The sequence below is a fragment of the Leifsonia sp. LS1 genome, assembly GCF_020521355.1.
In the GTDB taxonomy this organism is placed as follows: Bacteria; Actinomycetota; Actinomycetes; order Actinomycetales; family Microbacteriaceae; genus Leifsonia.
This window is the reverse complement of the sequence record NZ_BPER01000001.1, coordinates 16,715-29,116: the sequence shown is the minus strand read 5'-3', so window position 1 is coordinate 29,116 and position 12,402 is coordinate 16,715. Positions and strand designations below refer to the sequence as shown.

Annotated in this window: 13 protein-coding genes; 5 read left to right on the top strand and 8 right to left on the bottom strand. The window is 72.0% G+C overall.

The features are described 5' to 3' along the window. The first annotated feature begins 22 nt into the window (after positions 1–22). Positions 23–1,291, top strand: a complete 1,269-nt coding sequence (locus tag LLS1_RS00170) for an MFS transporter (RefSeq protein WP_226653085.1) — start codon at positions 23–25, stop codon at positions 1,289–1,291. Here LLS1_RS00170 and LLS1_RS00165 read toward each other — a convergent pair. After that, a complete protein-coding gene (locus tag LLS1_RS00165) occupies positions 1,275–2,297 on the bottom strand; it encodes an NADPH:quinone reductase (protein WP_226653084.1) in 1,023 nt (340 codons plus the stop codon). The two genes, LLS1_RS00170 and LLS1_RS00165, sit on opposite strands and share 17 nt — an antisense overlap. Before the next feature lie 19 nt (positions 2,298–2,316). Then, complete coding sequence (locus LLS1_RS00160) at positions 2,317–3,504, bottom strand: MarP family serine protease (protein ID WP_223358830.1); 1,188 nt, start codon at positions 3,502–3,504, stop codon at positions 2,317–2,319. 140 nt (positions 3,505–3,644) lie between these two features. Here LLS1_RS00160 and LLS1_RS00155 point away from each other — a divergent pair, with 140 nt between their 5' ends. Then, positions 3,645–3,806 carry a hypothetical protein gene (locus LLS1_RS00155; protein WP_223358831.1) on the top strand — a complete coding sequence of 54 codons (162 nt, stop codon included), beginning with the start codon at positions 3,645–3,647 and terminating at the stop codon, positions 3,804–3,806. Positions 3,807–3,834: 28 nt separating this feature from the next. On the opposite strand, the gene LLS1_RS19450 is transcribed toward LLS1_RS00155, so the two are convergent. From LLS1_RS19450 to LLS1_RS00140, 4 genes are all read right to left on the bottom strand, one after another. Then, on the bottom strand, positions 3,835–3,963 hold the full coding sequence (locus LLS1_RS19450) for a hypothetical protein (RefSeq protein ID WP_264186778.1): 129 nt from the start codon (positions 3,961–3,963) through the stop codon (positions 3,835–3,837). A gap of 45 nt (positions 3,964–4,008) precedes the next feature. Further along, complete coding sequence (locus LLS1_RS00150; RefSeq protein ID WP_226653083.1) at positions 4,009–4,773, bottom strand: copper resistance protein CopC; 765 nt, start codon at positions 4,771–4,773, stop codon at positions 4,009–4,011. Then, complete coding sequence (locus LLS1_RS00145) at positions 4,770–5,498, bottom strand: YcnI family protein (RefSeq protein WP_223358833.1); 729 nt, start codon at positions 5,496–5,498, stop codon at positions 4,770–4,772. Before LLS1_RS00145 ends, LLS1_RS00150 begins: the two co-directional genes overlap by 4 nt. Positions 5,499–5,578: 80 nt before the next feature. Beyond that, complete coding sequence (locus LLS1_RS00140) at positions 5,579–6,217, bottom strand: hypothetical protein (RefSeq protein ID WP_226653082.1); 639 nt, start codon at positions 6,215–6,217, stop codon at positions 5,579–5,581. Positions 6,218–6,519: 302 nt separating this feature from the next. On the opposite strand from LLS1_RS00140, the gene LLS1_RS00135 reads away from it, so the two are divergent. From LLS1_RS00135 to LLS1_RS00125, 3 genes are all read left to right on the top strand, one after another. After that, positions 6,520–7,188, top strand: a complete 669-nt coding sequence (locus tag LLS1_RS00135) for a response regulator transcription factor (RefSeq protein WP_226653081.1) — start codon at positions 6,520–6,522, stop codon at positions 7,186–7,188. Then, positions 7,185–8,873 carry a hypothetical protein gene (locus LLS1_RS00130; RefSeq protein WP_226653080.1) on the top strand — a complete coding sequence of 563 codons (1,689 nt, stop codon included), beginning with the start codon at positions 7,185–7,187 and terminating at the stop codon, positions 8,871–8,873. Before LLS1_RS00135 ends, LLS1_RS00130 begins: the two co-directional genes overlap by 4 nt. Before the next feature lie 310 nt (positions 8,874–9,183). After that, positions 9,184–10,203, top strand: coding sequence for a hypothetical protein (locus tag LLS1_RS00125; protein WP_226653079.1), 1,020 nt, complete (start codon positions 9,184–9,186; stop codon positions 10,201–10,203). An 18-nt stretch (positions 10,204–10,221) separates the two neighbouring features. On the opposite strand, the gene LLS1_RS00120 is transcribed toward LLS1_RS00125, so the two are convergent. Then, positions 10,222–11,403: an RtcB family protein gene (locus LLS1_RS00120; RefSeq protein WP_226653078.1), complete on the bottom strand. Its 1,182-nt coding sequence runs from the start codon at positions 11,401–11,403 to the stop codon at positions 10,222–10,224. A gap of 303 nt (positions 11,404–11,706) precedes the next feature. Further along, positions 11,707–12,387 (bottom strand): NUDIX domain-containing protein, encoded by a 681-nt coding sequence (locus LLS1_RS00115; RefSeq protein ID WP_226653077.1) that lies wholly within the window; start codon positions 12,385–12,387, stop codon positions 11,707–11,709. Positions 12,388–12,402 lie beyond the last annotated feature (15 nt).

The window sequence follows — 12,402 nt, the reverse complement described above, 5'->3', positions numbered from 1 at the left end:
GATTTGCTTTAAGGAGGCCGTCATGACCACAGCCGACGAGATCTGCCCGACCGGCGCCACCGCGGCGCTGCACGTCGCTCCGCGACCCGCCCGTCGCTCCCTGCGGCTGCGTCCGGTCGCCGCCTTCGCCGGAACGGCACTCGCCTTCGTCGCGGTGGCCCTCGCGGTCGGCGCGCCGAGCCCGCTCTTCGTGCTCTACGAGCAGGAGTGGGGCTTCGCCCCGTGGCTGCTCACGGTCGCCTTCGCGATCTACGCCGTGACGCTCCTCATCACTCTGCTCGTCGCCGGGTCGCTCTCCGACCACATCGGCCGGCGACCGGTGCTGATCGGAGCGCTGGCCCTGCAGATCGTCGCGATGCTGATGTTCCTGTTCGCGACCGACATCGGCTGGATCATCGCCGCGCGGGCCGTGCAGGGCGTCGCGACCGGTGCCGCCATGAGCACCTTCACCGCCGCCCTCGTCGAACTGGCTCCCGAGAAGCACAAGAAGCTCGGCGCGACCATCGGAAGCACCGCACCGGTGGGCGGGATCGCCCTCGGTGCGTTCTTCACAGGCCTCGCGGTGCAGTTCACGAACGCGCCGACCACGCTCGTCTTCGTCGCCCTCGCCGTGCTCTTCGCGGCCGGGGTCGTGGTCGTCGCTGCATCGCCGGAGACCGTGGAGCGGCGACCCGGAGCGCTCCGCTCGCTGGTGCCCCGGCTGGTGATCCCTCGGGCCGCCCGTGGCGAGTTCGTCGGTGCGATCCCGCTCTTCCTCGCGACCTGGATGCTGGCCGGACTGTTCATCGGGCTGTCGCCGTCCATCCTCCACGGTGTCTTCCACCTCGACAGCGGGCTGCTCAACGGCGCGATCGTCGCGGTGCCTCCGGCCGTGGGCGCCGCAGCCGGCCTCCTCCTGACCCGTGCGCCCGCCCGGTTCAGCACGCAGTGGGGGATGGTGGCGATCGTCGTCGGCGTCGTCCTCGCCGGGATCGGCATCGCCGCCGCGGTCCTCCCGCTTCTGTTCGCCGGTGCGACCGTGGCCGGTGCGGGTTTCGGCGCCGGGTTCTCGGCGATGCTGCGCATCCTGGCCCCGCTCGCTCCGAACGACAAGCGGGCCGAGCTCTTCGCCGGCATCTTCCTGATCAGCTACCTCGCCTACGGCGTGCCCGCACTCGTCGCCGGAGAGCTGATCGCCTCCGTGGGGCTGCTGCCGACCGTCCTCGGCTACGCGGTGGCGATCGGGGCCGCGGCCGTCGTCGCGCTGATCGTGCAGACGCTGCGCGCCCGGCGGCTCACACCAGGTCGATGAGCACCTTGCCCACGATGCCGCCCTCGACGGCGTCGTGGGCGGCGGCGGTCTCCGCGAGGGGGTATCGCGTGAGCGGGAGGCCGTGCTCGGCCCCCACGGGCAGGGCGCCGTCCGCGACCGCGGCCGACACCGCGCGCACCGCGGCATCCTTCACCGACGCGGCGGTCGTGTACGTGAGCACGAACTGCCAGCGCAGGTTCTTCGACATGCTGGGCCGGACCGGCACGCTCACCTCGGCCTCGCCCGGGGTGTCCGCGTAGATCGCGATGGTGGCGCCGGTCGCGGCGACCCGCACGTCGAGTTCGGCATTCGCCGCGGGGTTGACCTCCACCACGATGTCGACGCCGCGCGGAGCCAGCGCCCCGATGGCCTGCGCGGTGTCGGGGTCGGTGTAGTCGACGACATGGTGCGCGCCCGCCGCCCGCGCGAGCTCCGCCTTCTCGTGGCTGCTCACGGTCGAGACGACGGTCGCCCCGGCCCAGACGGCCAGCTGGATGGCCGCGTGGCCGACGGCCCCGGCGCCGCCCGCGACGAGCACGGTGCGGCCCGCCAGGCTGCCGGGAGCGAGTTCGGCCGGCGCGTGCTCGTACGATGTCAGCGCGCGGTGGGCGGTCAGCGCCGGGATGCCGAGGCTCGCCCCGACGTCGAACCCGACCTCGTCGGGCAGCGGGACGACCTGCCGTTCGGGAAGCACCACGAGCTCCTGCGCGGTGCCGTCGGGGCGCTGATAGGCCGCATCCCACACCCACACCCGATCGCCCGCCCGGAGGCGGGTCACTCCCTCCCCGACCTCGTCGACGACGCCCGCGCCGTCCTGGTTCGGCACCTGTGGGCGCGCGAGCGGTGCGGGATCCCCGCCGCCGCGACGCGACTTCCAGTCCGTCGGATTGACCCCGGAGACGTGGATGCGCACGCGCACCTGACCGGGACCGGCGTGCGGTTCTTCCCGCTCACCGAGCACGAGCACGTCGGAGTCGCCGGTGGAGGAGTACGTGACAGCCTGCATGACCCCAGCCAACCACGTGTCAGCCCGCGGAGCACGCCCCCGAGCTGATCGGGGCGCTCCCGACCGAGGAGAGCACGGGGCGCAGCTCGGACAGGGTGAGCGCGTATCCGGTGTCCGGGTCGACGGTGGAGCGGGCGAAGACCACGCCGACGACATCCCCCGACGAGTCGAGGAGCGGCCCGCCCGAGTTGCCCGGCCGGATGGTTCCGCGCAGCGAGTAGATCTCGCGCTCGACGGAGCCGCTCTGATAGATGTCGGTGCCGCGCGCCGTGAGCTGGTCACGCACGCGCTGGGGGCTCACCGTGAAGGGGCCGTTCCCGGGGTAGCCGACCGCGTAGGCCTGCGCACCCGACGCGAGGTCCTGCCCGATGTCGAGCGCGGGCGCACCGAGGCCGGTCACATCGAGCACCGCGAGGTCGCGCGACGGGTCGAAGGCCACCAGGGTCGCCCGATCGAGGGTGCCGCTGCCGGACTCGCGGACCACGATCGAGGATGCGCCCGCGACCACGTGCGCATTGGTCACCACGCGCCCGCGCTGCACCACCCAGCCGCTGCCCTCGGAGTCGACGCCGCAGGCGGGCTTGGAGGCGAGAACGGTGACGACGGACTGCTCCGACCTCGTGACGTCGGCCGGAACCGACGGGTCCGGGGCCGAGATCGTCTTGATCGACTCGTCGCCCTCGAAGACCTTGGGCAAGCCGGCGCTGGCGAGCGCATCGTCCATCGCGCCCAGCACGGTCGAGGCGGGCAGCGGGGCGATCCCGTTGAGTGCGGCGACGACGCGGGAGGAGTCGGCCGCCTGCACCACGGTCGCCAGGCTGGTCGACATGGCGAAGCCGGCGACGAGCCACACCACGACGGCCCAGGTCGCGAGGCCGAGGACCGCGCCGATCAGGGAGTCGAGCCAGCGGATCGGGCCGCGGCGCAGCACCTTGCCGAGCAGTGCGGCGATCCCGCCGGCGATGGCGTAGACCACACCGGCGCACACGAGGATGACGACGCCGGCGACGATCGAGCGCTGGGTGACTCCGGTCCAGCCGTAGGAGACGCCCCAGCCGACGACGGTCGGTGCCAGGAACAGGCCGAGCGCGATGCCGCAGCCGAGACCGACGAGCGAACCGGCGGCGCGGATGGCGCCGTTGGTGTAGCCGGCGACCACGGCCAGCACGCCGAGCACCAGCAGCACGACGTCGACCACGATCTCCACGGGCCTTACGATGCCGCACCAGGCTGGGCGCAGCCTCAACCCCGGGTGAGCATCCTCTGGCCCTTGTCTCCGAGCGACCCCGGGGCTACCGTCCGTGGTCCGGTCCGAGAAGGATCAGGCGGCCGGGGAAGGAGCAGACCATGAGCGACGAGCAGCGCGGAGACCTCGATCCCGGCGAGCGGGAGATGACCAGTGCCGACTTGACGGCGCACGACGCCGCGCACGGGAACGAGCCCTCGCAGCAGGATCACCACGATGCCGAGACCGAGGAGGACACCGCTTCGGGTGGTGCGCCGGACTGAGGCGCGTCGACGACGGAGGACGGCCGGATCAGGTCCGGCCGTCCTCCTCGTCTCCATCGTCGATCGACTCGGGCGCCGGTTGCGGCGCCGGGACGATGTCCGGATCCATCTGCTCGTCGGGAACGATGTCCGGCTGGTCGCGCTTCGTTGAGGCCATGCGTGGACGGTACGCCCGCGGAGGCCCCGCGACAACGGGGTCCGGTCAGCTCCCTGCGGTGTCGTCCTTCCCGGCGTCGTCCTTCCCGGCGTCGTCCTTCCTCGGGGCGTCCCCCTGCTCGGGGCCCGAAGGGGTGCCCGCTGCCGCCGGCGGCCTGCGCCGGGCGGTTAGGACGACGATGACCACGCCCGCGATCGCCAGCACGACGATCGCGATCGCGATGCCGATCACCAGACCGAGCCCGGAGTCGTTCGCGGCCTGCGTCGGCTGCGGCGTGGAGGCCGTCACGAGCGGCTCCGAGCCTCCGGCCGTCGGCGCGGGCGAGCCCGGGTCGGACGCCGCGGGCGTCGCGGTGGCGGGAGCGGTCGCCGCCCCGCAGCCGGTGGTCTCGCTGCCGGCCGCCTCCGGAGTGCCCGCCGGCGGCTGGTAGGCGAACGTGTACGAGTTCGAGACGGTGTGGCCGTCCGCCGAGACGATCTGATACGTGACCGTGTACGAGCCGGCTGCTCCGAGCGCGACGGGCGCGCTGACGTTGCGGTCGGCGACGGTCGCGCATCCCGTTTCGAAGTGGCGCGTCGCCGCGTCGGGGCCGGTGACGGTCAGCAGGGTGCTGGAGCCGTCGCCCGCCAGGTCGAGCACGCGATCGTTGAACGTCAGCGTCACCGTGCTCAGCGGGGCGGTGACCGTCGAATCGGCCGCCGGGTCGCTGCTCACCAGGTAGTCGTGGGCGGACGCGGCGACAGCGGGCAGAACGGCGAGGGCGAGGGCGGCGGCCAGGCCGGCCGCCGCCGCGAGGGCACGACGCATCATGCCCGCACCTTACCCCGGCGCACGAGCGCCAGCACCGAGATCACGAGGGCGATGGCCCCGAGGGCGAGTCCGCCGATCCCGAGCCCGATCGACACGGCCGTCGCGGCGGTCCCCGCGGAGGTGGAGGCGGGCGTGGTGCCGGTGGTCTCGACCTGCGTCGTCATGGTGCCGCCCTCCTCGGCCGGAGCCGGGTCGTTCACGTAGAGCGTGGGGGCGGGGTGCTCGGGCTCCTTGCCGGAGGCGGGAGTCTTGTCCGCCCAGTCGACGACGCTGCCGTCGGAGTAGTACTGGTGCGTCGGCAGCAGGATGGACCCGGTGTCGGGCACGGCGCCGGCGGAGATCGTGAACTCCTGGAACTGCCCGGGAGCGATCTGGGTGCCGTTGTCGGCCGTCCAGGTGATGCGCACCGGCGCTTCGGTGATGGTGCCGTCGTCGGTCTTGACCGGCGTGGCGAGGGTCTCGGTGTCGACGGAGGCCGTCCACCCCGGGATCGGCTGGTAGCTGACGGAGGTGAACGGTGTCGCGGTGGGCAGGTCGACCACGAGCTTCACCGTCCCCGCCGTGGCGGACTCGGTGGGCACCTTGAACGTGAGGGTGGCGTAGCTGCCGGGCGTCGCCGAGTCCGGCGTGACGTGCACGTGGGCGCTGGCCGCGAGCGGTGCGGCGAGGAGCAGCAGGGCGGTGGTGGTCGCCGCGATGGAGGCGGCGAAGGTCGTCTTCTTCATGAGGGTCCTTGGTCTCTTCAGGGTCGTCGAACGCGTGCGCGCGCCGGACGGCCCCGACCGCGAAGAGCGAGGGGATGCCGTCAGAACGCGCCGGCGACGGCCGGAGGCCCACGATGCCGGAGCCGTGCGAGAGGAAGGCCCAGATCGCGCACGTGCGCCGGCTCGGCCGCGGCGACCGTGGCGACCACAGCGACGACCCGCACCGGAATCGGAGAGGCGCCGGCGACGAGACGCGCGAAACGCAGCACACCGAGCCGGGCGGTCTCGAACAGGCTCCAGAAGGCGCGCTCGCCGAAGCGCAGCGCGATGACCGTGATGAGCGCCGCGGTGGCGTGCGTCAGCCACATCGACGGCGCCGTGTAGTCGGTGTGCCCGGCCGGCATCGCCGCCCCGGTCATCGTGAGGTGCGACCCGGTGTGCAGGTGGACGGCGGACGCGCTCGTGCCGTCGGCGGAGACGAACCGCGCCGTGCCGTCGCCCAGGCTGAACAGCGCGTGGAACAGGAACTGGCTCAGCACGACGGAGGCGGCCAGCCTCCAGAGCGACAGCCGGCGAGACGTGAGCGCGATGGAGGCGAGGGTCGCGAACGCCAGGCTCAGCGCCAGGGGGACGACGCCGGGCACCGCTCCGCCGCCCGCGACATGGAACAGGGCGGCGACGAAGATGGCGACGGCGGACGCGAGGGTGCCGCGCATCGCGCGCGCCGGCCTCGATCCCATCGGTCCGTCCTCACTCGTCGCCCTCACGGTGTCGACGAGGGTTCGGAGTCAGTCTACGGAACGGATGCCGCCTCCCGGGCACCCTGGTGGGCCGGCGCCGGCCGGCGGTACAGTGCGACCGGACGCCCGCGAGACCGAGACTGAGGAGGGCGCGAAGGCCGCTGAGACCCGCGCGCGCCGGGTCGCCGCGGTCCTGAAGGAGCTCGGCTCCTGACAGCGCCGTCGCGCATCCTCGCCGTGCTCCTCTTATAGGGGCGGGATGCGGGCATGCGCGCGTCCCGCAGGCGGTTATCCTGTGCAGGATGAGCCAGGTGGACGGCGGAACGTGGAGCAGGAGGGTGCTCGTGGTGGAGGACCACGCCCTCATGCGCTCCCTGGTCGCCGACGCCTTCCGCCAGCGTGGATTCGAGGTGACGTCCGCCGCGTCCGCGCCCGAGGCGCTGGGAGCCCTCGAGACGGCCGACCCCGACCTCCTCGTCACCGACATCGACCTCGGCCAGCGGCCCAACGGGGTGGAGCTCGCCACCATCGTGCGGGAGCGTGCGCCGCACGTGGCGGTGCTGTTTCTGAGCAACCTGTCCCGGGAGGCCGCCGCGGCGAGGGCGAAGGACACGGTCGCCGACGCGTCCTACGTCAACAAGTCCGCTGTCGAGTCGGTCGACGACCTGGTCGACGCCGCCGAGGCGGTGCTCGCCGACCGGCCCATCGCGCGCGACGCGGAAGCGAGCGGGCAGCGGGATGCGCTGCTCCGGCTCAGCGAGGCGCAGCTCGAGACCGCACGGCTGCTCGCGGCCGGTCTCACCAATGCCGAGATCGCCCGACGGCGCGGTATCTCGGTGCGTGCGGTGGAGAAGAGCGTCGAGCGCGTCTTCCACGCCCTCGGCCTGTCGGCGGAGGAGGGCACCACCCCGCGCGTCGCCGCCGCCACCCTGTACGTCACCACTTTCGGCGATCCCCGCAGCGGCCTATGACCAGCATCGCGCGGGCACGCACGCAGCGCCTGATCGCCCGCGCGACCGGCCGCTCGGCGATCACCGTGTGGACCTGGGTGATCACGGCTCCGTTCGCGCTCACTGTCATGTCGGGGCTGCAGTACATCCAAGGCGGACCGGTCGCGGTGCTCGCGCTCTCGATCACGCAGCACCTCGTCGTCGGGGTGCTTCTCGTGCTCGCCTGGGCGGTGTTGCGGGTCACACCCGCGCGCATCCGGGTCGCCGCGGTGTTCACGCTGTTCGCCGGCATCGGGGTGCTGCGCCCGCTGCTGTTCCTCGCGGTCGGGGAGGTGCTGGGAATCGGCGTCGAGACCGGCGACCTCGTCGGCCGCATCGCGATCAACGTCGTGACCACGGTCACCATCTTCACCCTGATCGCGGTCGGCGTGGATCTCGTGCGCGACCACCTGGGCGTCTACCGGCGCCTGCGGGCTGCCCAGCGGGCCTCGGAGCTCGACGCCGAGCGGGCGGCGCTGCGGGTCAGCGCCATGCGGCACGCAGCGGTCGACGATGTGCTCGCCGAGATCGAGCGCGCCGCCGTCGTGGCGGATGCGCCGCTGCGGCCGAGCGAGGCCGCCCGTGTGCTGCGCGGGCTCGCGTCCGACGTCGTCCGCCCGGTGAGCCACTGGCTCTACGAACGTGAGGATGCGGAGGCCTCCGGCGCAGCGGAGGACGCGCGGGTGAGCAGGCGCGACTGGGTCGTGTCGGTGCTCGGGGGGATGCAGCCCGCCCCGCCGATCCTGCTCGCCGTGCTCTTCGCCGCCCTGGTGACGCCGTTCGGCCTGTCGCAATACGGGTTCCTACTGAGTCTTCCCGCCGTCGTCGGAGGCCTGATCGTCGTCGCCGCCGGCAACGTCGGCGTGTCCAGCCTCGCCGCGCGCTCCCCGCAGCGATACCGGGCGCTCGTCCTCGTCGTCGGCTACGGGGTCGTCGGCATCCTGCTCTCCCTCACGACCGATGCGGCGATCCGCTGGGTGGGCGTCCACCCGCACTTCATCTGGTTCGAGGCCGGCACGTACCCGTTGATCGCCCTCGCCCTGGCGCTCGTCGTCTCTCTCTCCTCACGCATCCGCCTCGACCAGCACGGCCTCGAGGCGGCCGTGCAGGCGAGCGTCTTCGATGCCGCCCGCCTCCGCGCCGACTACGATCACCAGCGCGCCGCACTCGCCCGCATGCTCCACTCGGGCGTGCAGTCGGAGTTGATCGCCGCCGCGCTCGCACTCAGCGCCGGAGGTGGCGAGGACGCCTCGGGCGAGTTGCGCCGCGTGGTCGACCGCATCCGCGTCGAGTTGCTCGCCCCCGCCGACGAGCCGGACCCCGAAGCGCGGGTCGGCGCTCTCGTGGAGAGCTGGCGGTCGGCGATCGCCCTGCAGTCGAGCATCGCCGCGGACGCGTGGCACCGTCTGCGCGAGCCCGCGCGTTGCGAGGCCGTCGTCGACGCGATCTCGGAGGGCCTCGCGAACGCGGTGCGGCACGGCGACGGGAGTCCGGTGACACTGGATGTCCGCTCCACGGACGAGTCCGGCGTGTCGGTGGTCGTCACCTCGGGCGGCGCGCTCTCGTCGGCCGCGCCGGGCATCGGGCTGCGGCAGTTGGCGGAGCACGCCGACGTCGATCTGAGAGAGTCGGAAGGTCGGGTGGAACTCGCGGTCGTCGTGCCGTGAGACGCCTGTCGTAACAACCGTACCCGTTGGTTCGGAACCCCCGCGGCGGAGCTAGATTCGGTCGGCCGGACCCCGCATCCGTGCACTGTCCCAGCTGGGGCGCTTCTGCGTGACCCGAACACGCGGGATGCGCCCCGTGGAGGCCTCCCTGCGAAGGCATCGATGATCTATTCGTCTGCATTGATAGAACGTTCAGGCGAAATGGGGTAGAAAAGATCGGGTACGTGCCCGCCCCTGCCCCCTCAGGAAGATCAGCTTGTCCCGTTCCTCTGCCTCACCGCGGCCTCGCCGCGGGTCTCGTGCACCCCTCGTGGTGGATGTGGAACGGCAGACCGAGCTGACGGCCGACCCCGTCGAGGACTTCACCCACGGCGAGCACTTGACCGCTGCCGAGACGACGCAGCCGGTCTACGGCAGCCGCCGCGCCCGGCTCGAAGCCGAGCGCTCGCAGCCCCGTAAGCGGGAACGCGTGGTCGTCACGCCGACCGTCGACCCGGCCGCCATCGCGACGGCCGAGGCGCGCGCCCCCCGAGTGCGTCGCTCGACGGCCGACCGCTCGAACCGCCACCGGTCGCGGCGCCCCGGCGAGCACCGCCGCCGCGGATTCCACGTCGTCGTCATGCTCGCGCTCACCGCGTTCTTCGGCACCGCCGCTCTGCCCGCCTACGCGACGACGACCGAGGGTTCCCCCGTCGGAACCGCGCGCACCGCCCTCGCCGTGCAGACTCTCACGGGTGGCAAGGAGGACGCCGCCCAGGTCGTCTCGCGCGACGGACTCGGGATCGAGGAGAGCCCGCAGGCGCTCGACTCCACCACCAACTCCACCGTCTCTCCGACCGTGCAGGCCCTCGCCATCCAGCTGATGGGCGCCGTCGCCTCCGGTCGCCTTGTCGGCTCGACGCCGAACCACATCCCCGAGATCGCCAACCTCGCCGAGGGCAAGGCGGTGCAGGGCTGCGGCGTGGACTACCGCGTCCTGCAGACGATCTCCTTCGCTCTCGCGCACTACAGCCAGGTCGGCGTCTCCGACATCAACCGGCGCTGCACGGGCCAGATCGAAGGCGCAGGCACCGCCTCGGCGCACTACGCCGACGGCGGCGGTCACGCGCTCGACTTCTACCTGCTGAACGGCAGCCCGCTCACCGGCGGAGACGCCAAGTCCCTGGAGCTCATCCGGCTGCTCGACCCGATCGTCCCGAACGGCACCGGACTCGGCCAGCTCGGCTGCCGCGGCTCGATCAGCCTCGACAACTTCAAGCCGTTCGACGACACCTGCAACCACGTGCACATCGACTTCCTCAACGCGCAGGGCTCGACGATCAAGTACTGATCGCCGAGCCCCGGCCGGTCAGTCGCCCTTCACGTTGACGATCTGACGCAGCGTGTGGCGCACCTCCACCAGATCGGCCGCGTCCGCCATCACCTGGTCGATCGGCTTGTAGGCCTGCGGGATCTCGTCGAGGAAAGCGTCGGTGTCACGGAACTCGATCCCTGTCATCGCCTCCCGCAGCTCCTCGATCGTGAAGCGCTTGCGCGCCGCCGATCTCGAGAACCGGCGACCGGCTCCGTGCGGCGACGAGTGCAGCGCGAGCGGGTTGCCGAGGCCCGACACCACGTACGATGCCGTGCCCATCGACCCGGGGATGAGTCCCGGCTGGCCCGGCCGCGCCGAGATCGCGCCCTTGCGGGAGAGCCAGACATCCTTGCCGAAGTGCCTCTCGCGCTCCGTGAAGTTGTGGTGGCAGTTGATCCGCTCGCGCTCCTCCACGGCCATGCCGAAGTGCTCGGCGACCTGGCGGATGACGCGGTCCATCATCTCCTCGCGGTTGAGCAGCGCGAAGTGCTGCGCCCACCGCAGCTCGGCGATGTACGCGTCGAACTCGGCCGTTCCCTCCACCAGGTAGGCGAGGTCGCGGTCGGGCAGATCGATCCACCACGTCGACATCAGCTCCTGCGCCACGCGGATGTGGTGCCCTGCGATGCGGTTGCCCACGCCGCGGGAGCCCGAGTGCAGGAACAGCCAGACGGCATCCTCCTCGTCCAGGCTCACCTCGATGAAGTGGTTGCCCGAGCCGAGCGAGCCCAGCTGCAGCTCCCACGCCTTCGCGTAGGCACCCGGCTCGAGGCCGATCGCGTCGGCCATCCGGGTCAGCTCCTCCACACGCGGCTGCGCCGTCGCGACCACCTTGTTGTTACGGCCTCCCGCCGACAGCGGGATGGTGCGCTCGATCTGCCGACGCAGTTCGCTCAGGGGCGTGGTGGAGGCGCGTGCGGCGACGTCCTCCCGGGTGAACTGGGTCTTCACCGCGATCATCCCGCAGCCGATGTCCACACCCACGGCGGCGGGCATGACCGCGCCGAGGGTGGGGATGACGGAGCCGACCGTCGCGCCGAGCCCCAGGTGGGCGTCGGGCATGAGGGCAAGGTGCGGGTGGATGAACGGCATTGTCGAGGTGGTGACCGCCTGTGCGCGCGTGGAGTCCTCCAGCAGGGAGGCCCAGCTCAGCAGGCGGTTCGAGATTCTCTCCATGGTCCTTTCGTCTCTCGTGAAGGGTGCGGCCGGGGCGGCTCACGCATCCCGCACGGTGACGGCACACAGAGAAGAAGCCCCGGTCCTCGAGGGGACGGGGGCTGCGGCATCCGGGCGGATGCGGTCTCTACAGTCCCCGAGCGGTCTCGAGCGTCCGGTAAGCGCGCTGTTCGCGCTGCAGCTGCAGGCTGAGCTTGCTCGCCATGACTGCATCTCCTCACCGGTCGGCTGATTCCGTGGAATCGGGGCGTCTGCGCCGGTCGGCGCAGGAGACCGACCATACACGCCCGGGCGTGTCGCTGTCTACCGCTGCTCAGCGAGGCGGTGGAACAGGTTCAGCGCCGCCCATTGCAGCAGGATCACCGTCTTGCCGTCGGCGATGCGGCCATCCGCGATCATCGCGAGGGCCTCGTCATAGGGCACGACCACGGGCTCGATCTCCTCGCCTTCGGCCTCCACACCCCCGCCGCCGGCGACCTCCGCCGGGCGGTAGGGCGCGGCGTAGAAGTGCACGCGTTCGGTGACCGAGCCGGGGCTCATGAAGAGGTCGAAGAGGTGCTCGAGCTCGCCGATGCGCACCCCGAGCTCTTCGGCGGCCTCCCGCCGGATGGCCTCCTCCGGCGCGTCGCCGTCGAGCAGCCCGGCCGCCGCCTCGACGAGCATGCCGTCGGGATGTCCGTTCACATACGCGGGAAAGCGGAACTGGCGCGTGAGCAGCACGGTGCGCGCGTCGGGGTCGTAGAGCAGCACGGTCGCGCCGTTCCCGCGATCGTACGTCTCGCGAGATTGGGTGGTCCAGGAGCCGTCGCGCCCGCGGTAGTCGAAGGTGGTGCGGCGCAGCACATGCCAGCCGTCGGACGTGACCTCCACGTCGCGCACGCGGACGTCCGGGTTCGCCGCCAGGTCGCGTCCGGTCTGCTGGAGCCCCGTGCGTCCGCGGCCGTCGGGGAGATCGTGCCCGGGCCGCGCATCCTGTCCATTCACGCTGGCGAGCCTATC